Here is a 24,688-nt window from a genome sequence, read left to right as displayed (position 1 = left end):
AAACTTTTCACATGAGTGCCGCCAGCCGCGCCCCCCTGCGCTCGAACACCTCGCGCCGCACCCGTCGCCGCGCCGCCCTGCTCACGGCCGGGGCCGCCGCCGCGGCACTCGCCCTCACCGCATGCAGCTCCGGAGGCACCTCCGGTGGCGGCGGTGACACCAACTTCGTCGCGGGCTCCGACGGCATCGACACCGTCGAGAAGGCCGACCGGACCGCCGTACCCGACCTGTCCGGTGAGACCATCGACGGCAAGCAGCTCGACATCGCCGACTACAAGGGCAAAGTCGTCGTCCTGAACGTCTGGGGCTCGTGGTGCTCGCCCTGCCGCGCCGAGGCGAAGAACCTCGAGACGGTCTACGAGGACACCAAGGACCAGGGCGTCGAGTTCGTCGGCATCAACACCCGTGACACCAGCACCGGTCCGGCGCGCGCCTTCGAGAAGGAGTACGGGGTCACCTACCCGAGCCTGTACGACCCGACGGGCAAGCTGATGCTCCGCTTCGAGAAGGGCACGCTCAACCCGCAGGCCATCCCGTCCACGCTCGTCATCGACCGGGACGGGAAGGTCGCGGCGCGCGCTCTGCAGGCGCTCAGCGAGGACAAGCTGCGCGACATGCTCGACCCGGTTCTTGCGGAGAAGTGACGTGACCGGAGTGTCCACGCTGGCCGCCACCGGGGTCAACGACACCGTCCTCAACGGGGCCCTGCTGCTCGCCCTGCCCGTCGCCCTGCTCGGCGGCCTGGTCTCCTTCTTCTCGCCGTGCGTCCTGCCGCTCGTCCCCGGCTATCTCTCCTACGTCACCGGAGTCAGCGGCACCGACCTGGCCGACGCCCGGCGCGGCCGGATGGCCATCGGCGCCTCGCTGTTCGTGCTCGGCTTCACCGCCGTGTTCGTCTCCAGCGGGGCACTCTTCGGCTACTTCGGCCAGACCCTTCAGGAACACCAGTCCACCTTGTCCAAGGTGCTCGGTGCGCTCATGATCCTCATGGGTGTGTTCTTCATGGGGCTGATGCCCTGGCTCACCCAGCGCGAGTTCCGGTTCCACACCCGTCCGACGGCCGGACTTGTCGGCGCCCCGCTGCTGGGCGCGCTGTTCGGGATCGGCTGGACGCCCTGCATCGGCCCGACCCTCGCCTCCGTACTGGCGCTCTCCTCCAGCCAGGCCAGCGCGGGCCGCGGCGCGATACTCACCATCGCCTACTGCCTCGGCCTCGGCCTCCCCTTCGTCCTCGCCGCCGTCGCCTTCCGCAAGGCCCTCGGTGCCTTCGGCTGGGTCAAGCGCCACTATGTCTGGGTGATGCGCATCGGCGGGATCATGATGATCGCGACCGGTGTGCTGCTGCTGACCGGCGTGTGGGACAGCCTGGTGCAGGAGATGCAGACCTGGTCCAACGGCTTCAGTGTGGGGATCTGATCGATGAGCAAGACGACGACTGACAAGGCCCCTGGCACCGCCGAGGACCAGGACCTGGGCGCCGCCGGCTCCCAGCTGTCCACCACGCCCCGCGAGGATGCGCCCAACCTGCCCTCCCTCGGCGTCATCGGCTGGGCCCGCTGGTTCTGGCGGCAGCTCACCTCCATGCGGGTCGCGCTGCTGCTGCTCCTGCTGCTGTCGATGGCTGCGATCCCCGGCTCGCTCATCCCGCAGACCGGTAGCGACGCCACCGCGGTCGCCGACTTCCGCGACCGGCACGAAACCCTCGCACCGATCTACGACAAGCTCGGCCTCTTCCACGTCTACAGCTCGGTGTGGTTCTCCGCGATCTACATCCTGCTGTTCATCTCCCTCATCGGCTGTATCGTCCCGCGCACCTGGCAGTTCGTCGGCCAGCTGCGCGGCCGCCCGCCGGCTGCGCCCAAGCGCCTCACCCGGCTCCTGGCATACACGACCTGGCGCAGCGAGGCCGAGCCCGAGCAGGTCCGCGAGGCCGCGCTGGCCCTGCTGAAGAAGCGCTGGTTCCGTGCCCACGTCGCCGGTGACGCGGTCGCCGCCGAGAAGGGCTATCTGCGCGAGGCCGGCAACCTCGCCTTCCACATCGCGCTGATCGTGATGCTGATCGCCTTCGGCTGGGGCCAGCTGTTCAAGTCCGAGGGCAACAAGCTGATCCTCGAGGGCGACGGCTTCGCCAACACCCTCACCCAGTACGACGACTTCAAGTCCGGCAGCCTCTTCACCCAGGACGACCTGGACGCGTTCAGTTTCAACCTGCAGGACTTCGAGGGCACCTACGAGGTCTCCGGCCCCAACCGCGGCACCCCGCGCACCTACCAGGCGAACGTCACCTACAGCGTCGGCGCCTACGGCAAGGAGCAGCAGGCCACCATCAAGGTCAACGAGCCGCTGGAGATCGGCACCTCGAAGGTCTACCTCGTCAGCCACGGCTACGCGCCCATCGTCACCGTCCGGGACGCCCGCGGCAACGTCGTGATGAACAAGGAAGCCGTCGCTCTGCTGCCGCTCGACGAAAACGTCACCTCTTCCGGTGCGATCAAGGTCATGGACGGCTACCGCAACGCCGAGGGCGAGAAGGAACAGCTCGGCTTCAACGCCTTCTTCGTGCCGACCTTCGCCGGCGAGGGCCACGGCACGATGCTGTCCCAGTTCCCGGCGGTGCTGAACCCACGGCTCGCGCTGTCGGCGTACCACGGCGACCTGGGCGTCGACTCGGGCATCCCGCAGAGCGTGTACCAGCTGGACAAGAGCCACCTGAAGGAGTTCAAGGACTCCAAGGGCGAGCTGTTCAAGAAGCGGCTGAAGGTCGGCGAGACCATGACGCTCCCGAACGGCGCCGGCTCCGTCACCTTCGAGGGCGTCCAGGAGTGGGCCGGCTTCCAGATCGCCCGGCAGCCCGGCAGCGGCTGGGCGCTCGCCGGAGCGATCGCCGCGATCCTCGGCCTCGCCGCCTCCCTGTTCATCCAGCGCCGCCGCGTGTGGGTGCGGGCGGTGCGGGGCGCCGACGGTGTCACCGTGGTGGAGATGGCCGGCCTCGGCCGCAGCGAGTCCGCAAAGGTACCGGAGGAACTGGGCGAACTCGCCGGGCTCCTGTACGAGAAGGCACCGGGCGTACCCGATCCCGATCACGACCCCGATCCAACCGACCCCGCTGTTCCTGCCGAAGGGGCTGAGAAGTGACTCTCGCCGCCGCGACCAATGAGAACCTCGCGAACCTCAGCAACACGCTGATCTACTCCGCGATGGCCATCTACACCCTGGCCTTCTTCGCCTACATCGCCGAATGGCTCTTCGGCAGCCGCAGCAAGGTCGGCCGCACCGCCGCCGCGCTCACCGCCAAGACCGGCACCACGGCCGACGCCCCGGCCGTGACCGTGCGCAAGGCCGGCGGGACCGCCGTACTGGAGCGGCCCAAGGTCGTCGTCCGGGCCGCGGCCGGCAGCCGCGACGTACCGGACGGACCCGGCGCGCACGGCGGGGACGAGAAGGGCGACCTCTACGGGCGTATCGCCGTGTCCCTCACCGTGCTCGCTTTCCTCATCGCGTTCGCCGGTGTGCTCTGCCGGGCGCTCTCGGTGCAGCGGGCGCCGTGGGGCAACATGTACGAGTTCAACATCACCTTCTCCACCACCGCCGTCGGTGTGTACCTCGCACTGCTCGCGCTGAAGAAGAACGTCCGCTGGCTCGGCCTTCCCCTGGTCACCACGGTCCTCCTCGATCTCGGCCTGGCCGTCACTGTCTTGTACACCGCCAGCGACCAGTTGGTTCCCGCCCTCCACTCGTACTGGCTGTACATCCACGTCTCCACGGCCATCCTGTGCGGCGCGGTCTTCTACGTGGGCGCGGTCTCCACGCTGCTCTACCTCTTCCGCGACTCCTACGAGAACAAGCTCGCGAGCGGCGGCCAGCCCGGCCGCTTCGCGACCTCCGTGCTGGAGCGGATGCCCGCCGCGGCCTCCCTCGACAAGTTCTCCTACCGCGTCAACGCCGCAGTCTTCCCCCTGTGGACGTTCACGATCATCGCGGGCGCCATCTGGGCCGGCGACGCGTGGGGCCGCTACTGGGGCTGGGACCCCAAGGAGACCTGGTCGTTCATCACCTGGGTCGCCTACGCCTGCTACCTGCATGCCCGCGCCACGGCCGGCTGGAAGGGACGCAAGGCCGCCTACCTGGCCCTCATCGCCTTCGGCTGCTGGCTGTTCAACTACTACGGCGTGAACCTCTTCGTCTCCGGCAAGCACTCGTACGCCGACGTCGGCCTGGGTGTGCTCCAGTCCGCCGGCTTCTGAACTCCCGTACCGTGAAGGCCGGTTCCTGTGACCCAGGTCACGGGAACCGGCCTTCGTCGTACGGACAGGTAGAGGGGCGTGGATACGAATCTGCGGAAACGCATCCGCGCGGGGGACCACGACGCCTTCGGTGCTCTCTTCGACGCGTACGCACGCTCCGTCTACAACCACGCCTTCCGGCTCACCGGAGAGTGGACGACCGCCGAGGACGTCGTCTCGCTGACCTTCCTGGACGCCTGGCGGCTGCGCGACAGGCTGGACGAGGAGGGCGGCTCGCTGCATCCCTGGCTGCTCGGCATCGCCACCAACGTCACCCGCAACTCCCGCCGCGCCGCCCGAAGACATGCCGCCGCCGTCGCCCGGCTGCCGCGCGACGAGACGGTACGGGACTTCGCCGACGAGGTCGCCGGGCGGCTCGATGACACGGCCCAACTGGCCCTCGTACGCACCGCCCTGGCCAAGCTGTGGCGCGCCGAGCGCGAGGTGCTGGCGCTGTGCGTGTGGTCGGGGCTCGACTACGCCGCTGCCGCCGAAGCACTCGGCGTGCCCGTCGGCACCGTACGATCACGGCTCTCCCGCGCGCGGACAAAACTCGCGAAACACATGGAACCGCCTCACCCGCACGGACAGATGAGAGGTGACCGCACCACCGCGGTCAGGCCCATCAGGGAGGGAAACCGATGAACCAGCTTCCCGAACGCGACCTTCCGCCGGGCCGTCACCGACTCCTCAAGGAGCATCTGATGACCGAGATCCGGCGCACCGAAGAAACACCGGCAAGGCGCGGGCTGCTGCGCCCCGCGCTCGTTTTTGCCGCCGTCGCCGCCATTGCCGCCGTGACGATCACCGTCGTGCCGTCCGACGAGGACATCTTCGTCCCGCCCGCGGCCACGCCCTCGCCGGGCGTTGCTCGGCTCCTGGAGGACGCGGCCCTCGTCGCCGAGCATCAGAAGGCGCCGAAGGTGCGCGACGACCAGTTCACCTACGTCAAGTCCAAGGTCGCGTGGGGTATCTCCGAGCAAACCTGCAAGCCCGCGACGGCCGGCCCGCTGCAAACCCGGGAGGTCTGGAAGTCCGTCGACGGCAAGAGCGAGGGAAGGGTGAGCGACACGGGGATCGGCGACCCCCTGCCGATCGAGCCCGACGCGGAGTCCAACCGGAACTACCGCAAGCTGGAGAACCTGCCCACCGACCCCGACAAGATGCTCGCCTGGCTGTACAAGAACAAGGAGGGTGAAGGCCGCAGTGCCGCGGACCTGGCCTTCGACCTCGCCGTTGAGACGGTGGGCGAGACCGTACTGCCGCCGAAGGTCAGCGCGGCGCTCTACCGGGCAGTCGCGAAGATCCCCGGGGTCGTCCTGGTGAAGGACTCCGTGGACGCCGTCGGCCGGCACGGCACCGCCGTCGGGTTCGTCAACGATGGGTCCTCGCGCCAAGAGCTGATCTTCGACAGGAAGACCCTGATCCTGCTCGGCAGCCGGGACGTGGTCCTCAAGGACTCGCCGACCAATCCCGGCCAGGTCTGCGACGGCATGATCAAGGCCGGCTCGGTGCAGGGCACCAGTGCGGTCCTGGAGCGTGCCTTCGTCGACAAGGTCGGCGAGCGCCCCTAACGCGTGCACGAGTCCTCTGCAGGAGTCACGCTGGTGCCATGACCGGTTCCATCGAGCAGGGCATCAGCCAGACCCACGGGAACACGCACATCCTGCACTTCCTGGTGCGGCTTCCGCGGCCCATGGAACAGGTCTGGCCCGCGCTGACCACGGGGGACGGGCTCGCGGCCTGGTTCACTCCGGCCGACGTGCTCGAACCCCGCCTCGGCGGCGCGGTCACCCTGCGTGACGTCGGCTCCGGACACGTGACCGCCTGGGACGTGGACCGGGTCGCCGAGTACACGGTGGAGCACGGCGGCCGGATCCGCTTCCACCTGGAGCGCGACGGGGAGGAGGGCAGCGCCCTGCGGTTCACCCACGAGTTCGAGGGCGAGCAGGAGTCGGAGCCACGCTGGCGCGCCCGCTTCGAACGCCTGATCGCATTCCTGGAGGCCGGCGCCCCGTAGCAGGCCTACGGCTCACTCACCGATGTCCTCGTTCCACAGAGCCGAGTGCGTGGCGATGAAGGCGCGCATCATCGCCACGCACTCGGGATCGTCGACGAGCACGATCTCCACGCCGTGCTCCGCCAGCCAGTCGTGCCCGCCGTGAAAGGTGACGGCCTCGCCGATCACCACCCGCGAGATCCCGAACTGCCGGACCAGGCCGGAGCAGTACCAGCACGGCGAGAGCGTCGTCACCATCGTCGTACCGCGGTAGGAGCGCTGCCGCCCGGCGTTGCGGAACGCGGCCGTCTCCGCGTGCATCGAGGGGTCGTCGTCCTGGACGCGCCGGTTGCGGCCGCGGCCGAGCAGGGTGCCGTCGGAGCCGTACAGCGCGGCGCCGATCGGGATGCCGCCCTCCGCCAGTCCGGCGCGGGCCTCGGCGACGGCGGTGGCGAGCCACGCGCGGGACTGTGCCTGATCCATACGCCCACTCTGCTGGCGCGCAAGCACCGGGGCAACGTGTCCGAGCCGACGGTCACTGCCTCAACGGCGGTGGTGTCACTGGCGTTCCAGCACCGCGTAGTCCACGAAGCTACGGCGGTATCGGGTGTGGTGAGTTTCCTGGGTGTGCCTGCGTTGCCACTCCTCCACCTCTGCCGGGTCGAGGCGCGGACCCGACCTCGCCCCGCAGTCGGCCTCCTCACCCGAGACACACCACGCCTCGTACTCCGGCTCCGCAGACGAGTCCTGGAACATCGAGTACGGCACATAGCGGAACACTCGGCGCCGGACGCCCTCCGGATGTGCCTGCGCCTGATGTCGGCGCAGCAGTACGTCCGCGTCCGTCTCCAAGCTCCCGTCCGACCGGGCCCGCGCATCCTCCCGCAACGCCGCCAACTCCGCGCATGACCCACACCCAGGCACCGGCACCGGCGGACGTGCCTCCGAAACGCCGTTCCCTGAACGGTGGTTGGCCGCCCGCACATTCGCGCTCAGCCGTTCCTCCGGAGTCGCCGTGCGGATGCGCGCCGGGTCCGCCTGCCACTCCCGGCCGCCGCCGACGGGGCGCAGCATCGCGTACGGGCCCGCCTTGCCGCGGTACTCGCCGACCCTGTCCGACCGGGGGTCGTAGACGAACGTCCCTGTCTCGAACTGCTCAACCATGTCCACTCCGAGCATGCTTCATTACGCTGGGTGTATCGAGCGTCGCCCAGGGGAACCGTCCGCATCAATGCATCACGCGTGCCACGCGGCACTGTCACGGAGGGGGAACCTGTGACCCAACGCAACGCCGACTCAACGGCAGGAGTCAGCAACGCCGCGCTGTTCGGCGAGTTACTACGGCACTTCCGCGAGGCCGCGTTTCTCACGCAGGAGGCGCTCGCGAGCCAGATCCCCTGCGACCGCTCGCTCGTGGCGCGGGTGGAGGCGGGGACGCGGGTTCCGCAGGACGCGTTCGCGAAGAAGTGCGATGAAGTGCTGGGGACCGCTGGGGCGTTGATGAGACTGTGGGGGAAGATCGACTGGTATCCCGAGGTCCAACATCCGAACTGGTTCCAGCGCAGGGCTGAGATGGACGCGAGGGTGGTGGCTCTTCGGGAGTATCAAGAGAAGGTCGTTCCTGGGCTGCTGCAGACACCGGACTACGTCCGTGCACTGCTGTCCCTGACGGCGGGCGGTAGTGAACTGGACGAGCGGGTCCGGGCTCGACTGAGTCGCCAGCAACGCTTTCTCTCCGAGGGCGGTCCGCTGTACGTAGCGGTGCTGGACGAGAGCTGCCTGCGTCACGTCGTGGGGGGACCAGCCGTCATGCGGGACCAGTGTGCGCACCTGCTGAGTGTGGGTCGACGCCCCAACGTCCGTATCCAGGTAGCCCCGTTCGCTCACGCGGGAATCGTTCGCCCTACGACATCCATGTCGCTGATGACGTTGCCCGACGGGGAGCGCTGGGTCTACTCGGAGTCGCTGAGCCTTGGCCACTTCAACAGCGATCCGGCCGTCTACGAGCGTCAGAGCCGGACCTATGATGTGCTCAGGGCCGACATTCCGTCAGCCGACGAGTCTGCTGCCCTGATCCGTGACGTGATGGAGGGGTACGGGGATCATGGACAAGTACGAGCTGAGCACGGCGACTTGGATCAAGAGCAGCTTCAGCGACCACGACGCCGGCAACTGCATAGAAATAGCCCCCACTATCCCCGCCGTCGTCCCCATCCGCGACAGCAAAAACCCTGACGGCCCCGTCCTCGTCGTCCGCCGCGAGGCGTGGTCCGCGTTCACCGCGGCTCTGCGCTGATCGACCGCCAGATCCGTTCCGGCAGGACACGCGCCGCCTCGTCGAGGTCGACGTCGCCGACGGCCAGCCAGCGGCGGGCGGTGCCGATGACGGGGCCGAGGACGAGGCTCTCGATCAGTGCCGGCGGCAGCGGCGCGATCTCGCCCTTCTCGACGTACAGGCCGATCCAGTCCGACAGCGGCGACAGTCGGGCCTCCTGGGCGTCGCGGAGTTGTCTGGCCTGCGTCATTCCGAGGCGGTCGGCGCGGGAGGAGTGCAGCAGCATGCCCGCTTCCGGGTGCTCCTGGATGAAGCCCAGGTAGGCCTTCACGATGGCGCGGACACCGGTCCGGGCGCTGCGGGAACGTTTCACGGCGGTGACCATCTCGCCCAGCAGCCGTTCCAGCCAGCGCATCAGCAGGGCGTTGACGAGACCGTCGATGCTGCCGAAGTGGTGGTAGAGGCTGCCCAGGCTGACCCCGCTGGCCTTGGTGACGGCGCTGACCGTCAGGCCCTGCTCACCCGACTCGGCGTACACGCGCAGCGCGGTGTCCAGGAGAAGGTCGGTGGTGACCTCGCCGCGGTGCTGCTTGGGGCTCATGAAGGAAAGTGTACGGCAGGTTTCTAGAGTGATTTTCTAGAAAAACCCTCCATCTCTGCTGCCCTTTGCCCCACACTTGTGCCCGTGCCCGGACTTGCGTCCGCCTGTTGGGGGAGGGGTGGACGTGGGTTCGGGTGCCACTGAACGGGGACATCGGGGGGCGTTGGCGCGTGTTGAACCTCAACGGCAGCGGGGCCGAGCCGCTGGAGGACGACGATCCGCGGCGGATCGGGCCGATCCCGCTGGTCGGACGGCTCGGATCCGGCGGCATGGGGCGGGTGTTTCTCGGCGTGTACGAGGGGCGGTACGTCGCCGTCAAGCAGCTGCTGCCCTCCGTCGTCGGCGAGGACCCGGCCTTCCTGCGCCGCTTCGGGCACGAGCTGGACAACCTCTCGCGGCTGCCCGAGCGCGCCACCGCGCCGCTGCTCGCCAGCGACCGCACCGCACGGCCACCGTGGTTCGCCACCGCATACGTCCCGGGGCTCACCCTGCGTGAGGCCGTCGAGGTGCACGGGGGACCCCTGCCCGCCGAGGCGCTGTGGCTGCTGTTGCGGGAGGCGGCCGCGGGGCTGGCGGCGGTGCACGCTCTGGAGATGGTGCACCGGGACGTCAAGCCGTCCAACGTCATGCTGACGCTCGACGGCCTCACCCTCATCGACTTCGGTGTTGCGCGCGCGGCCGAGCAGAGCCAGCTCACCCGGACCGGCATGGTCGTGGGCACGCCCGCCTACATGTCTCCTGAACAGGCCTCGGGGGGAGGCCGGTTGACTCCGGCCGTCGACGTGTTCGCCCTCGGCTCGGTGCTGGCGTACGCGGCGTGCGGCCGTCCGCCCTTCGGTGACGAGTCGGGGCACGGCGTGCTGTACCGGATCGTGCACGAGGAGCCGGACCTCGGGCCGCTGCGGGACCGGTGCCCGGACCTCGTCGAGACCGTGGAGGCGTGTCTCGACAAGGATCCCGAGGGCCGCCCCACGGCGGCTGAACTCGTCGAACTCGCTGAACGGCACGGGCCGTTCACCGAACCGCTGTGGCCGGAGGCCGTCACCGAGCGGCTGGCCGAGCGGGCCGCGTTCTCCGAGACGACTCCGGCGATTCCCACGATTCCGGAGAGTGTTCCGGACACCGTTCCGGACCCGGAGGCCGAACCGAAGCCGTCCTCGTCCCGCCCGGAGCGCCCAGAGCCCTCAGAGTCCCCAGAGCGCCCGGAGAGGCCCGACCGTCGCCCGACCCGCGTCTTTTTCGCCGTCGTCCCCGTCGTGGTCGTCGTCACCGGCACGACCCTCGCCATCCAGCTTCTGCCGAACACCTCCCCGCCACCGGACAAGGCCCGCGCCAAGCCGTCCGCCTCCGTCTCGGCCTCCCTCACCCCCACGCCGTCCTCGTCGCCCTCCTCGGACCCGAGCCCCTCGAACACAGCAAGGCCATCGAACTCCCCGCCCCCGGCCCCGTCGCAGGCCACGGACAGCGGAGCCCGAAGGGAAGGCGTTCAGGACGACTCCGGCGGTGCGGCCGCAGGCAGTGGCTCGGGCGGAAACGACGGTTCCGCAGGCTCGGGCACCTCCGGCCGGGACACCGACGGCGCCACCGGCTCGGGCGCGGGCGCAGCAGCCCCCACCGGCTACTTCCAGCTCAGGAACGCCTACAACGGCCGTTGCCTGGACGGGAGTCAGGGCACCTACGGGGTGAGGTTCGGAGGCTGCTCGGACAGCCCGGCGATGTCGTGGGCGTACAGGAACGGGTCTGGCGGCACCTACCAGCTGGTCAACGAGTACAGCGGTCAGTGCCTGACCGCCAGTGTCGGCAACGTCACCAGCACGGGCACATGCGACGGCAGCGCCCAGCAGTCCTGGCGCACCGGCTCCGGCGGCACCCTGCAGAGCACGTACAACAGCCTGTGCCTCGACGAGTCCGCCGGCTGGCCCAGCGCCGCGACCTGCGAGTCGGGGAAGGTCTCGCAGCGCTGGACGAAGTTGTAGCCCCGTCCCTGCATCGTCCTCACGACTTGGAGCTGCCAGTGTCGTCTTCGCCCAACCTCCCCTCCACCCCCACTCGGTCGCGCGGCTCCCAATGGCTGGGGGCGTTGGGAGCCGCCGCAGCGACCGTGTTACTCGTGACGCTGACCAGCGGATGCGCCGCCGGCGACAACACCACCGACTCCTCCGCCTACGAGAGCAGCTCCGCGCCCTACGACCCCAGCACCGAAGACCCGTACACGGAGGACGAGCCAACCGAGGACGAGTACACCGACGAGCCGTACACGGAAGACCCGTACACCGAAGACCCCTACACCGACGACCCGTACGACACCGAGACCGAGGCCCCCGACCCGTACGAGTCCGGCACCTGCCTCAACGGAACGCTGCCCACCTCCACCACCGCACAGGAGGTCAGCGACGCGGACGAGGTCTCCTGCTCGGCATCCGACGCCCACTACCAGGTGATCGAGACGATCCCCTTCACCTCGGACATGAGCCGTTGCAACAGCAATCCCAGGACGGAGTACGCCTTCTCCTCCCGGTACACCATCAACGGCGCGACCATCAACGAGTACGTGTACTGCCTGATCGGCCTCGGCTCGTACGCGCAGTACTGACACGCAGCCTCAGCTGTCGTCGCCGTCCTTCTTCTTGTCCCGGTCCTCCCGGCCTTCCCGGTCCTCCCGGTCCTCCTCGGAAAGGGACTTCAGGAACTCCGGGTTGTCGTCCGGCGCGACCCACTGCTGCCGGCGTCCGCCGGCCGCCCAGCCGCCGGGGCGGCCCGGTCCGGCCGGGTGCCGCTTCTTGCCCGCGATCAGCCAGGAGATCGATCCGACGAGCGGGAACAGCAGCACGAGGATCGCCCACAGCGGCTTGGGCATGTGCCGGATGTCCTTCTCGTCGGTGCTGATGCAGTCGATGAACGCATACACGCTCAGTGCCAGCGGCACCACGAACATCAGGATCCGGAGCATCAGCACTCCCCTTGTGGAACGGTGGTCGGGAGCCGCGCGCACGGCCCCCGTGACGGGGCCAGGGTAGCCCCTCGGGGATACTTGGCCCCATGGCATACGACGATCTTCGCTCCCTGCTCAGGGCACTGGAGCGCGAGGGGGACCTGAAGCGCATCAAGGTGGAGGTCGACCCGTATCTGGAGATCGGGGAGATCGTCGACCGGGTGCAGAAGGCGGGCGGTCCCGCGCTGCTCTTCGAGAAGGTGAAGGGGTCGTCGATGCCCCTCGCCATGAACGTCTTCGGGACCGACCGCCGGCTGCTGAAGGCCCTGGGCCTGAAGTCGTACGGCGAGATCAGCGACAAGATCGGCGGGCTGCTGAAGCCGGAGCTGCCGCACGGGTTCGTCGGTGTGCGCGAGGCTTTCGGCAAGCTCGGCGCGATGACCCACGTACCGCCGAAGAAGGTCAAGTCCGACAACGCGCCCGTCCAGGAAGTGGTGCTGCGCGGCGACGACGTCGACCTCGACGCGCTGCCCGCCCTCTTCACCTGGCCGCAGGACGGCGGCTCCTTCTTCAACCTGGGGCTGACCCACACCAAGCACCCGGAGACCGGGGTCCGCAACCTCGGCCTGTACCGCCTCCAGCGCCACGACAAGCGCACCATCGGTATGCACTGGCAGATCCACAAGGACAGCCGGAACCACTACCAGGTCGCGGCCGGGCGAGGGGAGCGGCTGCCGGTCGCGATCGCCTTCGGCTGCCCGCCCGCCGTCACCTACGCCTCCACCGCCCCCCTCCCCGGCGACATCGACGAGTACCTGTTCGCCGGGTTCATCGCGGGCAAGCGGATCGAGATGGTCGACTGCAAGACCGTGCCGCTCCAGGTGCCGGCGCAGGCGGAGGTCGTCATCGAGGGCTGGCTGGAGCCCGGTGAGATGCTGCCCGAGGGCCCGTTCGGCGACCACACCGGCTTCTACACGCCGCAGGAGCCGTTCCCGGCGCTGAAGATCGACTGTGTGACGATGCGGAAGCGGCCCCTCCTGCAGTCCATCGTCGTAGGCCGCCCCCCGACGGAGGACGGACCTCTCGGCCGTGCGACCGAGCGTTTCTTCCTCCCCCTGCTGAAGATCATCATCCCGGACATCGTGGACTACCACCTGCCCGAGGCAGGCGGTTTCCACAACTGCGCGATCGTGTCGATCGACAAGAAGTACCCCAAGCACGCGCAGAAGGTGATGCACGCGGTCTGGGGTGCGCACATGATGTCCCTGACCAAACTGATCGTGGTCGTCGACGCCGACTGTGACGTCCACGATCTGCACGAGGTCGCCTGGCGGGCCCTCGGCAACACGGACTACGCCCGCGACCTCACGGTCGTCGAAGGCCCCGTCGACCATCTCGACCACGCCTCCTACCAGCAGTTCTGGGGCGGCAAGGCGGGCATCGACGCGACGAAGAAGTGGCCCGAGGAGGGCTACACGCGCGACGGCGGCTGGCCGGACATGGTGCTGTCCGACCCCGATACGGCGGCGAAGGTCGACCGCCGCTGGAAGGAGTACGGACTGTGAGTTCGGCTTCCGCGGCGCTTCCCCAGCCGGGGCGCACGAAGGCGTTCCTGCGCCTGGTGATGATCGAGCACTCCGTCTTCGCGCTGCCCTTCGCCTACATCGCCGCTCTCACCGCGATGTACGAGTGGGACCTGAACATCCACTGGGGACGGCTGTTCCTCGTCACGCTCGCGATGGTGGGCCTGCGCACCTTCGCGATGGCCGTCAACCGGATCATCGACCGCGAGATCGACGCGCGGAACCCGCGAACGGCCCACCGCGAGCTGGTGACGGGCGCGATGTCGGTACGGCACGCCTGGACCGGCGCCCTCATCGCCCTGGTGGTCTTCCTCGGCGCGGCGGCCCTGCTCAACCCCCTCTGCCTGGCCCTGGCCCCCGTCGCGGTGATCCCGATGGTGGTCTACCCGTACGGCAAACGGTTCACGAACTTCCCCCAGGCCATCCTCGGTCTCGCCCAGGCCATGGGCCCGGTCGGCGGCTGGCTGGCCATCACCGGCGAGTGGTCCTGGGAGGCGGTGATCCTCGGCCTCGCCGTCGGCATCTGGATCGGCGGCTTCGACCTGATCTACGCCTGCCAGGACGTCGAGACCGACCGCGAGATCGGCGTCATGTCGGTCCCGGCCCGCTTCGGGATCCCGGCGGCGATCTGGGGAGCCCGGGTCTGCCACGCCGTGACGACGGCGCTGTTCGTCTGGTACGCCGTGGTGACCGACGCCGGCACGTTCTTCTGGCTGGGTCTGCTGATCGTCGCCGGCGCGTTCCTGTACGAGCACACGATCGTCCGCCCGTACGACCTGTCCCGCCTGAACCGTGCGTTCTTCAGCGTCAACGGGTTCATCGGCATTGCCCTGTTCGGGTGCGCGCTGCTGGATCTCCTGGTCCGGGGTCTGACCGTGTGAACAGCGTTCGGCCCACCATCGAGCGCAGGACCCCAGGGGCACCCCACCGGTCCTGAAGACCTTTCCGCCCACCGGTACGCTCAAGGTGTGAACGCAGGAGAAACGCAGCGCGTGCCTTGGATCGTGGGGGTGTCCGGGGCGTCCGGTACGCCCTATGCCGCCGCCGTGCTGCGGGCGCTGCTGGCTGCGGGGGAGAGCGTCGATCTGGTCATCAGCAGGGCCTCTCGGCTCACGCTGCTCGACGAGACCGGCCTGTCCTTCCGGGACGCGCACTGGCAGGACGACCTGCGGGAATGGCTCGCGCGAGGGGCCGACGGGAAACCGGACGCCTTCGCCGTGGACATCTCGGGCGTACGGCACTGGACTGCCGGGGACCTGGCCGCCGGGCCGTCCTCGGGGTCGTACCCCACGAAGGGCATGCTCATCGTCCCCGCCTCCACGGCCTGCGTCGCCGGTGTCGCGCTCGGGCTGTCCAAGGACCTCCTCCAGCGGGCGGCGAGCGTGACGCTCAAGGAGCGCCGGGCCCTCGTCGTCGCCGTACGGGAGACACCGTTGAACGGGCAGACCCTGCGGCACCTCGTCGCCCTGGACGACGCGGGCGCCACCGTGGTGCCGGCCTCGCCTGCCTTCTACGCGGGCGCCACCCACATCCAGGACCTCGTCGACTTCGTCGCCGGACGTGTCCTCGACGCGGCGGGCGTCCCGCACACGCTCTACCGCCGCTGGAAGGGCGAACTGGGCGGCGGGTCCCGCACCACCTAACGCCTGATCAACTCCAGGAACTCGTCAGACTCTTCAGCGGAAGGCTTCGATCGCATGGACGCCGTGGACAGGCAGCTCATCCAGGCCCTGAGGGAGAACGGCCGGGCCTCCTACGCGGAGCTGGGGCGCCTCGTCGGCCTGTCGGGCCCCAGCGTCACCGACCGCATCAACCGGCTGGAGGCGGCCGGTGTCATCACCGGCTACCGCGCCACCGTGAACGCCGCCTCGCTCGGTCTCGGCGTCACCGCCCTGATCGGTATCTCGCTCTCCGACGCCGCCGACCACGAGGACGTGGCACGCCGGCTGAAGGACCTGCCGGAGATCGAGGACTGCTGGTTCATCGCCGGCGACGACTCGTTCATGCTCAAGGTGCGTGCGACGGACGTCGACGGGCTGGAGAGGATCATCCGGCGGCTGAGCGGGACCAAGGGCGTGTCCAGGACCCGTACCACCATCGTGCTCTCCACCAAGTGGGAGAACCGGGTGGGTGAGCTGCCGGAGGAGGTCTAGGCGTAACGTTGGGCGAGCTGTCGTAGAAAGGGCGAACGCATGGACGTCGGGCTCAAGCGCGAGCTGGAGGAGAAGGTGAGGGCGGGCGTCCGCCTGACCCGCGAGGACGGCATCGCGCTGTACGAGTCGGACGACCTCGCCTGGCTCGGCGGACTCGCCCACGAGGTGCGGACGCGGAAGAACGGCGACGTCGTGCACTTCAACGTCAACCGGCACCTCAACATGACGAACGTGTGCACCGCGTCCTGCGCCTACTGCTCCTTCCAGCGCAAGCCGGGCGAGAAGGACGCGTACACGATGCGCATCGAGGAGGCCGTCAAGCTCGCCAAGGCGATGGAGGGCGAGAACCTCACGGAGCTGCACATCGTCAACGGCCTGCACCCCAACCTGCCATGGCGGTACTACCCGCGCTCCCTGCGCGAGCTGAAGGCCGCCCTGCCGAACGTCTCCCTGAAGGCCTTCACGGCCACGGAGATCCACCACTTCGAGACCATCTCGGGGCTCAGCGCCTCCGAGATCCTGGACGAGCTGATCGACGCCGGCCTGGAGTCCCTCACCGGCGGCGGTGCCGAGATCTTCGACTGGGAGGTCCGGCAGCACATCGTGGATCACCGGACCCACTGGGAGGACTGGTCCCGTATCCACCGGCTGGCGCACGAGAAGGGGCTCAAGACCCCCTGCACCATGCTGTACGGCCACATCGAGGAGCCCCGCCACCGCGTCGACCACGTGCTGCGGCTGCGTGAGCTCCAGGACGAGACCGGCGGCTTCCAGGTCTTCATCCCGCTGCGCTACCAGCACGACTTCGTCGACATGAAGGACGGGAAGGTACGCAACCGGCTGCAGGCCAGGACCGCGATGGCGACCCCCGCCGAGGCCCTGAAGACCTTCGCCGTCTCCCGGCTGCTGTTCGACAACGTTCCCCACGTCAAGGTCTTCTGGGTCATGCACGGCCTGCAGACCGCCCAGCTCGCGCTCCTGCACGGCGCCGACGACATGGACGGTTCAGTCGTCGAGTACAAGATCACCCACGATGCCGACAACTACGGCACCCCGAACAAGCTGACCCGCGACGACCTGCTGGACCTGATCCGCGACGCGGGCTTCCGGCCGGTCGAGCGGAACACGCGGTACGAGATCATCCGGGAGTACGAGGGCGCCGACCCGGCGCGCCGGGAGTCGCCGCAGCCGATGCGGGTGTGAGCTCGGAAACAAGGGTGAGCGGAGAAGCCTGACCCCGAACAAGGGGTACCCGGCCACCATGGTGAGCACAAAGGCCCCCGAGGACGCCTACACAGCCGCCCCCTTCGTCCCCGACCGCGGCGGCCTCGCGGCCCTGCGCCGCGCCGCCGCCGAATGCCGTGGCTGCCCCCTGCACCGGAACGCCACCCAAACCGTGTTCGGCGCCGGCAACAAGGACGCCCGCGTCATGCTCGTCGGCGAGCAACCCGGCGACCAGGAGGACCGCCAGGGCAAACCGTTCGTCGGCCCCGCCGGCCGCCTCCTGGACCGCGCGCTGGAAGAGGCCGGCATAGACCCCTCCGAGGCCTACGTGACCAACGCCGTCAAGCACTTCAAGTTCACCCAGGCCGAGCCCCGCAAGCGCCGTATCCACAAGACGCCGACCCTCCGGGAGACGACCGCGTGCGGCCCCTGGCTGGCCGCCGAGCTGGCCGTCGTGGAGCCCGAGCTGATCGTGATCCTGGGCGCGACCGCGGGGAAGGCGCTGCTGGGCTCGTCGTTCCGGGTCGGGGAGGTACGAGGGACGCTGCTGGAGCGCGAGATCCACGGCCGGCCGGAGAAGCTGGTGGCGACGGTGCATCCGTCGTCGGTGCTGCGGGCACAGGACGACAAGGACCGGAAAGCCGCGTACGAGGGGCTGGTCGCCGATCTGAAAGTGGCGGCGCGAGCGCTGTCGTAATAGCTACGATGGCGTGGTGTCCCTTACTTTCACACTCGACCCCGCCGTCGACCCCGCCCTCCACGACGGCATCCTCAACCTGTGGACCGACGTGTCCAACGCGGGCGGAGCCGTCGGCTTCGTCCCCCCGGTGACGCGGGAGGCGATCCGGCCGGAGCTGGTGAAGCAGCTGGTCGCCCTCAGTGAGGGCCGGGCCCGGCTGCTCGTCGGGCACGACGAGGACGGACGGGTGGCCGCGACCGCGTTCCTCACCTTCAACACGCACCGGCTCATGACGCACTGGCTGTGGCTGTACACGGTGATGGTGCACCCGCGCCACCAGGGCAAGGGCTACGGCCGCGACCTGCTGGCCGCCGCCGCGGACGCGGCCCGTACGTTCGACGGGATCGAGGCGATACGGCTCACCTGCCGGGGCGGGCTGGGTCTGGAGCGGTTCTACGGCTCCTGCGGCTACAAGGAGGTCGGCCGCGTGCCCGGCGCGATCCGGGTGGAGCCGGGAGACGACCGGGACGACGTCACCATGCTGCTGCCTCTGGGCTGACCGCGCGTACCCCCTTCCAAGATCGGCGCAGTGGCGTGCTTCACTGGAGGGTGCCCTTTGGTGACGTTCGGGAACGGAAGAGTGGATTGAGATGCTCCGCTACACACTGATGCGCCTCGGAATCTTCGCAGGCTGCTTCGTGGTCGTCTGGGGCCTCGTCTACACCGGCCTCGCCCCGCGTGGACTGGGCGCCTCCAACGGCGTCTGGGTCCTGCTGCTCGCCCTCGTCCTCTCCGCACCGATCAGCTTCGTGGTGCTGCGCAAGGAGCGGGACCGGGCCTCCGTCCGGATCGTGCAGAAGGTGGACCGGGTGAAGGCCAACCTGGAGGCCAACCGCAGCCAGGAGGACGCCGCCGACGACTCGGCCCGGGCGCAGGGGCAGACGTCGTAAGGTCCATCACACGCCTGTAAGTGCCCCGGTTTCCGGACCCCCGGAAACCGGGGCACTTTGCGTTGCTCGGGTCATAGTCGTCTCCCGCCTCTCAAAGCCAGGCTTTGAGGTTCCCAAAGCTCAGGTGTTACGGTCTACAGGTGAAGTCCGCAGCTGTGTCCGCCACGCCCCGAAGCGTCCCGCTCGTGGTGCGTCTGCACGTGGACCTCTGCCGGTGCGCGTCCGCGACCTGTCGCCTCTGACGTCCTGCGACCCTCGCGCCTTACGCCAGTCACCTCACGTCAGCCCCTGCGCATCCCCAACGGAGCATGTCCGTGTCCGCGAACACGAAGTCCTTCAAGCTGCCCTTCTGGGCCCAGATAATCGCCGGTCTCGTCCTCGGCGTCCTGCTCGGCTGGATAGCCAGGAGCCAGGACCTGTCCTGGCTCGTCACCACCCTCGAGAAGGTCGGCGACACCTTCATCGGGCTGCTGAAGCTCGCCGTCGCCCCGCTCGTCTTCTTCGCGATCCTCGTGTCGATCACCAACCTGCGGAAGGTGAACAACGCGGCCCGCCTGGCCTCGCGCACCCTCCTCTGGTTCATGATCACGTCGCTGATCGCGGTGGCCGTCGGCATCATCATCGGCCTGGTCACCAACCCAGGTGCCGGCACCGGCCTCACCCCGCAGGACGGCGCGAAGCCCGAGACCACCGGCTCCTGGATCGACTTCCTGACCGGCATCGTGCCGACCGATGTGATCACCCCGTTCACCGAGCTGAACGTGCTGCAGATCGTCTTCATGGCCGCCGTCGCCGGTATCGCCGCCCTCCAGCTCGGCGAGAAGGCCCAGCCGATCCTCACCCTGAGCGAGTCCGTCCTCGAACTCCTCCAGAAGGCCCTGTGGTGGGTCATCCGCCTCGCCCCGCTCGGCACCGTCGGCCTCATCGGCAACGCCATCGCCACCTACGGCTGGGACCTGATCGGCCAGTACGCCACCTTCACCGCCGACATCTACGTCGGCTGCGCGATCGTGCTGTTCGTGATCTACCCGGTGCTGCTGGCGACCGTCGCCAAGGTCAGTCCGCTGCAGTTCTTCAAGGGCGCCTGGCCGGCCATCCAGCTGGCCTTCGTCTCCCGGTCGTCGGTGGGCACGATGCCGCTGACCCAGAAGGTCACCGAACGCCTCGGCGTCCCCAAGGAGTACGCGTCCTTCGCCGTGCCGTTCGGTGCCACGACCAAGATGGACGGCTGCGCCGCCATCTACCCGGCGATCGCCGCGATCTTCGTCGCGCAGATCTTCGGCATCCAGCTGGGCGTCGGCGACTACCTGCTGATCGCGTTCGTCTCGGTGGTCGGCTCCGCCGCCACGGCGGGCCTGACCGGCGCCACGGTGATGCTGACCCTCACCCTGTCCACCCTGGGCCTACCCATGGAAGGCGTCGGCCTGCTCCTGGCCATCGACCCGATCCTGGACATGATGCGGACCGCTACCAACGTTGCCGGACAAGTTGTATGCCCGTTGATTGTGGCGTCGCGGGAGAAGATCCTTGACCGCGACAAGTACAACAGCGTCTCTACGGCCCCTGCCGACGCGGACGAACCTCAGGCGATGGCTGCCGCCGCCTGATCGCGGACTGACGACTATGGTCGGCTAGTTCAGCCGTATGACGCCCCGCGCTGACACTCTGTGCGGGGCGTCTTCTTGTGCGCGTTGTGGACTGGTGACCTACGCGGTCTACCGATGGGACGGGGGTCAAGTTAAGTACCCCGTTCGAGACGAACTGGGGAGCCTCGTGCCCGATGGGCATCGCCCCTGCCCCGACCGAGGAATAGCGCACGCGTCGCATCAACTGCGGCGTGTGGCCGCAGATGGACACGGCCATACAAATCGGCCCGACCGGCAAGAAGTTGCTGCCTCTGACGGTCAAGAACGGTGTGCCTGCTCCCAGCGGACACGCGCACTGAGGTGGGCGAGGCACTCGATCGGATGGTTGAGGCGTTGGCGGGGGTGAGCGAGGAGCAGGTGACTGCGGCGTTGGTTGCTGCGAGCGCTTCGCTCTCTCGCCCGCCGGCGCCACGGCCGCCCCTTCGGACGCCACTGCCGGGCCTTGGAAGTGCCCCGAACATCGTTTCCGAAGTGGAGTGGGTCTGAGAGCTCCAGGCTGGTGCGCGGCTGCCTGGAGCCAGCCACTTTCAGGCTCGGCGCTCGGAGGTGTGTGGTGGCGACCGGCGCTGCGCCGCGATCACCCGGCTGTGAAATTCATTTTCAACCAGTTCAATCATTGTGCTTTCAACACATTCAGTTCGCGAGCGGCGTACCATTCCTTCCGATCGCATCTAACTCAGGGGTGGAGCACGTGCAGACGGACTTCGGTGGGTTTGATCTTGTTCGCGCTGTGCAGGCCGTACGTGACGATCTTGTAGCTGCAGCTCGCGCTGGACAAGACGAACAGCTTGTTTTTGAAGTCGGCGATATCCACATGGAGTTCGCCGTGGAGTTCCGCGAGGATTCCACGATGAAAGGTGGAATCAAGGCATGGGTGGTCTCCATGGACGCTGGCTCTACTGCCTCCGCTGCGCAGACGCACAAAATCTCGTTCACTTTGGCGGCGAAGAAGGCTTCCGATGGGAGCGGCTGGCTAATCGCCAACGATGAACAGGGTGACACTACGGGTTTTGGTGCTCCTGCTCCCGCGAACTCCTAGAACAACGCGTAGCGGTCCGGGATCGATGTGGCCAGCCATGAAGATCGTATCGTCGCGATTGTCGCAGAACGTCAGGGCAGTGGAGTCCTACTGACGCCAAAACTCGTTCTTACTAGCGGGCATGTGATTGGAAATGCCCACGCGGTGAAGGCAATATCACCCTACGCGGAAAAGCCAACCAACTGCGACGTCATCTGGGTGGGCACTGAGTCAGGGTGCGACGCGGCCTTGCTGCGCTCCGACCACGATCTGATCGACACTGCGCTAGCAGAAACCCTTCCCGTCCTGCGCTGGGGACGCCTTGCTACTCGGTCTCCGCTAAGAGAATGTCAAATACTCGGTTTTCCAGCGGTGCAACGCTACGACGGCAACCATTTGGAATGCGAGCAAGTTACGGGCACCGTTAAGGCTGCTGCTGGTCTCCTGCGCAGAATGTATGTTCTTGATATCGACCACACTCCTCCTTCGGAAGTGGCAGGCGGTTCGCCGTGGGCTGGCTTGTCAGGGGCTCCACTATTTGTCGGATCCGTTCTTATTGGGATAGTGGCGAGAGATCCCGCGAACCGACAGCACGGCAGAATCGAAGTTGTGCCAATTGACCGAATACTCGGCGATGAAGAGCTTGTAACTGACCTATCCTTGCTCTGGAAGTCAGTTCCGAGCTTGGAGGAATTGACCAGCTCGCACCCTGACGACTGCAATTACGAGAAACAATATGCTAAGGCGATCAGGGCTCGTTATCGGCGAACTGAGATATTTGGCCTCGATGAAATTCCCGGCAACGATAGCAATTGGGATCTTGATACGGCATACCTCAGCCTTGAGGCTGAGATTGTAGAGCCGGGACGGTTGGAAGTAGGGGAAGCTCGCACCGTCCCAGCTACAACCGAGCGGCGCGTCATAGACGAACTCTTGGCCGTGTATCCGAAGATTGTGGTAAGAGGTGAAGCGGGCGCGGGGAAGACAACTTTGGTTTGGTGGCTAGCGTCGCACGCTGCATGTGGGACTCTAACGGGCAGCTTGGCTGCTCTGAATGGACTAGTTCCATTTGTGATTCCAATGCGCAATCTGGCGGACCAGGATTTCCCAACTCCTGCCGAGTTGCCCCGTGTTACACGTCTCCCCTTGGATGAGGCACCGTCAGGATGGGCCGGCCGCGTGCTTGACGCCGGACGGGCTGTGCTATTGGTAGACGGCCTTGACGAGGTAACCCAAGACAAAAGGGAGGGCGCGCGAAGATGGTTGTCGGACTTGCTGCGCATGTATCCGAACTCCCGCTGTATAGCCACGGTTAGGCCGCTCGCTGTAGAACGAGATTGGCTGCAGTCCGAAGGGTTCCGGGAAACACGCCTGCTCCCTATGCGAGACGCCGAGATTCGGGAGTTCGTCACGTCATGGCATGCTGCGGCGTGCCTCGAGCAGCACTCCCATACTGATCCAGAGGAACGTGCAGCGAAGAACGCACGAGTAGAAGAGCTGAAGAATGAGCTGCTACGAGAATTATTCCGCAACGAGGCGTTGCGTGACCTCGCCCGCGTACCACTCCTCTGTGCTGTCATTTGCGCCCTTCACCGTCGACGTCGTGGCGTCTTGCCTCAAACGCGATGGGAGCTGTATCGCGCAGCACTGACGATGCTCCTTGGTGAGCGCGATTCCCGGCGCAGCATCACAGCCCCCGAAGGTATAACTCTGAGCTTTGAAGAACATCAGCAGCTACTTCAGCGCATCGCCATTTGGCTCGTGAGAAACAATCGCTCTCAACTCTCACCAGAGCAAGCCCTTAAACAGATATCGACAGGGCTTCAGGGAATGCCCCAGGTCCGCAGCCAGGGAACAGCGGAAACGGTTTTCGCTCATCTACTCAACCGGACCGGACTGCTGCAGGAAATGTCTAGTGATTTCGTGCAATTTATCCACAGAACCTTTCAAGACTACCTAGCAGCGAAAGAATTCGTAGAGAATGACAGTCTGAACGAGCTGGTCTCGCATGCAGACGATGAGGCTTGGCAAGATGTCATTAAGATGGCGGTTGGCCATTGCAACCGACCGGATAGTCGACGCCTCGTGCAGGACCTCCTAAGGGTGGGAGAAAGGTTCGCAAGGGCAAGGAGCCGGCGAGACGCTTTCATCCTGGCGGCGATCTGCGCTAACAGTGCGATCTTCCTTGATGATTCGGTGCGAGCGAGTGTTTGGGAGAAAATCGCTTCTCTAGTCCCGCCGCGAAGTTATCGCGACGCCGTCCAGCTCGGACGACTTGGTCCGACAGTCTTGGACATGCTGCCGGGCCCTGATGGCTTAGATTCTGTTAGCGCTGCAGCAGTCGTCACAACTGCTGGAGAAATCCGCGGGAGTAATGCGCTAGCGCTGATTAAGCAATTCGCGACGCATCCAAGTATGCATGTCCGGCGAAATGTCGTGGAAGTTTGGAATGAATTCCCTATCGAGGAATTCGCCATCCAGATCTTGTCCTCGATGTCGTTGAGTGATGTCCAACTAACCCTTGAGAATCACCAACAGTTCGACTGTCTTAGGCACCTCTCTGGTGTGTGCAACTTGCGGTGCGTCGGAGATTGGGATGAAGACTTCATTCTGGAGAAAACTCGTTCCATTGACGTGCGTGAACTTATATTCCATGAAAACACTTCATTGTATGGCCTGGATTTTCTGCGAGAATACCCGAACCTCCATTCGCTGTGGCTGCGCGGGTGTACTAACGTAGAGAGCCTGTCTGCACTTGCTGAAACCCAGTTGAGATTTCTAAATCTTGTGCATGCGCGAGACGAGATAGATGTGTCTGTACTGCCGGACCTCGCGCATCTGCGCTCGCTCAATATCAACACAAAGCTTCCGTGGTCAGATTTTCGACAGGCTCCGGCTCTAGAACAAGTTGAAGCACTATGGTTCGGTGCAGGGATGGATCAGAGAATCTCCTTGTGCGGCATAGAGCGCTGGGTCAATTTGCAGAAAGTTCGCCTAATGGGGCCTTGGGATGCGGCGGAAGTTGCACATCTCCGCCCTCTGGAGTCTCTGGAGGAATTGGAAGTTCATCTCCACGCTGTGGAAGGCTTGGGAAGTCTCACGTTCCCTCGGTTGCAAGTGCTTGATCTCCGCTGTCCTCAGAGAGTATCCGTGGCCCCAATTCTAGAAACCTTCCCGGGGTTGCGTAAATTGACCTTGAGTAATATAAGTGGTGACGGCGTGGTGGACCTCCGTGACGTACAGTTCAGGAATGGGCTGAGAATTCAACTTCGCGGTTTTCGTGAACGACTAAATGTGCATGATGGTATATCTGGGATGCTCAGAATATCGGGAACGCCGTCTTGA

At 66.6% G+C, this 24,688-nt stretch carries 27 protein-coding genes; 23 read left to right on the top strand and 4 right to left on the bottom strand.

Annotation, left to right across the window (positions count from 1 at the left end):
• The first annotated feature begins 11 nt into the window (after window positions 1-11).
• The 7 genes from ACFVJQ_RS38885 to ACFVJQ_RS38855 all read left to right on the top strand — a co-directional run bounded on the left by ACFVJQ_RS38885 (window position 12) and on the right by ACFVJQ_RS38855 (window position 6,303).
• On the top strand, window positions 12-644 hold the full coding sequence (locus ACFVJQ_RS38885) for a TlpA family protein disulfide reductase (RefSeq protein ID WP_385512565.1): 633 nt from the start codon (window positions 12-14) through the stop codon (window positions 642-644).
• A 1-nt stretch (window position 645) separates the two neighbouring features.
• Window positions 646-1,416, top strand: coding sequence for a cytochrome c biogenesis CcdA family protein (locus ACFVJQ_RS38880; RefSeq protein WP_385512564.1), 771 nt, complete (start codon window positions 646-648; stop codon window positions 1,414-1,416).
• Between the two features lie 3 nt (window positions 1,417-1,419).
• Window positions 1,420-3,135, top strand: coding sequence for a cytochrome c biogenesis protein ResB (locus ACFVJQ_RS38875; protein WP_385790481.1), 1,716 nt, complete (start codon window positions 1,420-1,422; stop codon window positions 3,133-3,135).
• Complete coding sequence (gene ccsB, locus ACFVJQ_RS38870; protein ID WP_385512562.1) at window positions 3,132-4,244, top strand: c-type cytochrome biogenesis protein CcsB; 1,113 nt, start codon at window positions 3,132-3,134, stop codon at window positions 4,242-4,244. Before ACFVJQ_RS38875 ends, ccsB begins: the two co-directional genes overlap by 4 nt.
• 78 nt (window positions 4,245-4,322) lie before the next feature.
• Complete coding sequence (locus tag ACFVJQ_RS38865; protein ID WP_385790478.1) at window positions 4,323-4,928, top strand: RNA polymerase sigma factor; 606 nt, start codon at window positions 4,323-4,325, stop codon at window positions 4,926-4,928.
• Window positions 4,925-5,857: a CU044_5270 family protein gene (locus ACFVJQ_RS38860; protein ID WP_385512560.1), complete on the top strand. Its 933-nt coding sequence runs from the start codon at window positions 4,925-4,927 to the stop codon at window positions 5,855-5,857. The genes ACFVJQ_RS38865 and ACFVJQ_RS38860 overlap by 4 nt, the downstream gene beginning before the upstream one ends.
• 38 nt (window positions 5,858-5,895) lie before the next feature.
• Window positions 5,896-6,303: an SRPBCC domain-containing protein gene (locus ACFVJQ_RS38855; RefSeq protein WP_385790476.1), complete on the top strand. Its 408-nt coding sequence runs from the start codon at window positions 5,896-5,898 to the stop codon at window positions 6,301-6,303.
• 12 nt (window positions 6,304-6,315) lie between these two features.
• On the opposite strand, the gene ACFVJQ_RS38850 is transcribed toward ACFVJQ_RS38855, so the two are convergent.
• Both ACFVJQ_RS38850 and ACFVJQ_RS38845 read right to left on the bottom strand, forming a co-directional pair.
• Window positions 6,316-6,765, bottom strand: coding sequence for a nucleoside deaminase (locus ACFVJQ_RS38850; RefSeq protein ID WP_385266370.1), 450 nt, complete (start codon window positions 6,763-6,765; stop codon window positions 6,316-6,318).
• Window positions 6,766-6,840: 75 nt separating this feature from the next.
• Window positions 6,841-7,446 carry a hypothetical protein gene (locus tag ACFVJQ_RS38845; RefSeq protein ID WP_385512558.1) on the bottom strand — a complete coding sequence of 202 codons (606 nt, stop codon included), beginning with the start codon at window positions 7,444-7,446 and terminating at the stop codon, window positions 6,841-6,843.
• Window positions 7,447-7,557: 111 nt separating this feature from the next.
• On the opposite strand from ACFVJQ_RS38845, the gene ACFVJQ_RS38840 reads away from it, so the two are divergent.
• Together ACFVJQ_RS38840 and ACFVJQ_RS38835 are read left to right on the top strand one after the other, a co-directional pair.
• Window positions 7,558-8,517 carry a Scr1 family TA system antitoxin-like transcriptional regulator gene (locus tag ACFVJQ_RS38840; protein WP_385790474.1) on the top strand — a complete coding sequence of 320 codons (960 nt, stop codon included), beginning with the start codon at window positions 7,558-7,560 and terminating at the stop codon, window positions 8,515-8,517.
• Window positions 8,465-8,578 carry a DUF397 domain-containing protein gene (locus tag ACFVJQ_RS38835; RefSeq protein WP_385790502.1) on the top strand — a complete coding sequence of 38 codons (114 nt, stop codon included), beginning with the start codon at window positions 8,465-8,467 and terminating at the stop codon, window positions 8,576-8,578. Before ACFVJQ_RS38840 ends, ACFVJQ_RS38835 begins: the two co-directional genes overlap by 53 nt.
• Here the strand turns inward: ACFVJQ_RS38835 and ACFVJQ_RS38830 are convergent.
• The gene (locus ACFVJQ_RS38830) at window positions 8,559-9,158 is read right to left on the bottom strand and encodes a TetR/AcrR family transcriptional regulator (protein WP_385512556.1); all 600 of its coding nucleotides are present in this window, start codon (window positions 9,156-9,158) and stop codon (window positions 8,559-8,561) included. The genes ACFVJQ_RS38835 and ACFVJQ_RS38830 overlap by 20 nt on opposite strands.
• Window positions 9,159-9,328: 170 nt before the next feature.
• On the opposite strand from ACFVJQ_RS38830, the gene ACFVJQ_RS38825 reads away from it, so the two are divergent.
• A complete protein-coding gene (locus ACFVJQ_RS38825; RefSeq protein ID WP_385790471.1) occupies window positions 9,329-11,134 on the top strand; it encodes a protein kinase in 1,806 nt (601 codons plus the stop codon).
• A 134-nt stretch (window positions 11,135-11,268) separates the two neighbouring features.
• Window positions 11,269-11,751: a hypothetical protein gene (locus ACFVJQ_RS38820; protein WP_385790469.1), complete on the top strand. Its 483-nt coding sequence runs from the start codon at window positions 11,269-11,271 to the stop codon at window positions 11,749-11,751.
• 9 nt (window positions 11,752-11,760) lie between these two features.
• Here ACFVJQ_RS38820 and ACFVJQ_RS38815 read toward each other — a convergent pair whose 3' ends face one another.
• Window positions 11,761-12,108, bottom strand: coding sequence for a PLD nuclease N-terminal domain-containing protein (locus ACFVJQ_RS38815; protein ID WP_385512553.1), 348 nt, complete (start codon window positions 12,106-12,108; stop codon window positions 11,761-11,763).
• Between the two features lie 89 nt (window positions 12,109-12,197).
• Here ACFVJQ_RS38815 and ACFVJQ_RS38810 point away from each other — a divergent pair, with 89 nt between their 5' ends.
• The 12 genes from ACFVJQ_RS38810 (at window position 12,198) to ACFVJQ_RS38755 (ending at window position 24,688) form a co-directional block, all read left to right on the top strand.
• A complete protein-coding gene (locus ACFVJQ_RS38810; protein ID WP_385512552.1) occupies window positions 12,198-13,655 on the top strand; it encodes a menaquinone biosynthesis decarboxylase in 1,458 nt (485 codons plus the stop codon).
• The gene (mqnP, locus tag ACFVJQ_RS38805; protein ID WP_385790467.1) at window positions 13,652-14,554 is read left to right on the top strand and encodes a menaquinone biosynthesis prenyltransferase MqnP; all 903 of its coding nucleotides are present in this window, start codon (window positions 13,652-13,654) and stop codon (window positions 14,552-14,554) included. The genes ACFVJQ_RS38810 and mqnP overlap by 4 nt, the downstream gene beginning before the upstream one ends.
• Before the next feature lie 111 nt (window positions 14,555-14,665).
• The gene (locus ACFVJQ_RS38800; protein ID WP_385790465.1) at window positions 14,666-15,316 is read left to right on the top strand and encodes a UbiX family flavin prenyltransferase; all 651 of its coding nucleotides are present in this window, start codon (window positions 14,666-14,668) and stop codon (window positions 15,314-15,316) included.
• Between the two features lie 54 nt (window positions 15,317-15,370).
• Window positions 15,371-15,826: an Lrp/AsnC family transcriptional regulator gene (locus tag ACFVJQ_RS38795; protein WP_129799414.1), complete on the top strand. Its 456-nt coding sequence runs from the start codon at window positions 15,371-15,373 to the stop codon at window positions 15,824-15,826.
• Window positions 15,827-15,865: 39 nt separating this feature from the next.
• Window positions 15,866-17,029, top strand: a complete 1,164-nt coding sequence (mqnE, locus tag ACFVJQ_RS38790; RefSeq protein WP_385512549.1) for an aminofutalosine synthase MqnE — start codon at window positions 15,866-15,868, stop codon at window positions 17,027-17,029.
• 58 nt (window positions 17,030-17,087) lie between these two features.
• Window positions 17,088-17,747, top strand: coding sequence for a UdgX family uracil-DNA binding protein (locus ACFVJQ_RS38785; protein ID WP_385790462.1), 660 nt, complete (start codon window positions 17,088-17,090; stop codon window positions 17,745-17,747).
• A 16-nt stretch (window positions 17,748-17,763) separates the two neighbouring features.
• Window positions 17,764-18,288 carry a GNAT family N-acetyltransferase gene (locus ACFVJQ_RS38780; protein WP_385790460.1) on the top strand — a complete coding sequence of 175 codons (525 nt, stop codon included), beginning with the start codon at window positions 17,764-17,766 and terminating at the stop codon, window positions 18,286-18,288.
• A gap of 91 nt (window positions 18,289-18,379) precedes the next feature.
• A complete protein-coding gene (locus tag ACFVJQ_RS38775; RefSeq protein WP_385512546.1) occupies window positions 18,380-18,679 on the top strand; it encodes a DUF4229 domain-containing protein in 300 nt (99 codons plus the stop codon).
• A 140-nt stretch (window positions 18,680-18,819) separates the two neighbouring features.
• A complete protein-coding gene (locus tag ACFVJQ_RS38770) occupies window positions 18,820-18,921 on the top strand; it encodes a putative leader peptide (RefSeq protein WP_346656957.1) in 102 nt (33 codons plus the stop codon).
• Between the two features lie 66 nt (window positions 18,922-18,987).
• Entirely contained in the window at window positions 18,988-20,286 is a 1,299-nt protein-coding gene (locus ACFVJQ_RS38765) for a dicarboxylate/amino acid:cation symporter (RefSeq protein WP_385790458.1), read from the top strand.
• 730 nt (window positions 20,287-21,016) lie between these two features.
• A complete protein-coding gene (locus ACFVJQ_RS38760; protein WP_385790457.1) occupies window positions 21,017-21,364 on the top strand; it encodes a trypco2 family protein in 348 nt (115 codons plus the stop codon).
• 228 nt (window positions 21,365-21,592) lie between these two features.
• Entirely contained in the window at window positions 21,593-24,688 is a 3,096-nt protein-coding gene (locus tag ACFVJQ_RS38755; protein ID WP_385790455.1) for an NACHT domain-containing protein, read from the top strand.

The sequence above is a fragment of the Streptomyces sp. NPDC127197 genome, from assembly GCF_042672405.1.
GTDB lineage: Bacteria > Actinomycetota > Actinomycetes > Streptomycetales > Streptomycetaceae > Streptomyces > Streptomyces flavusporus.
Note: the sequence above shows the minus strand (reverse complement) of the source record. Positions and strands in the feature narration are given on the sequence as shown.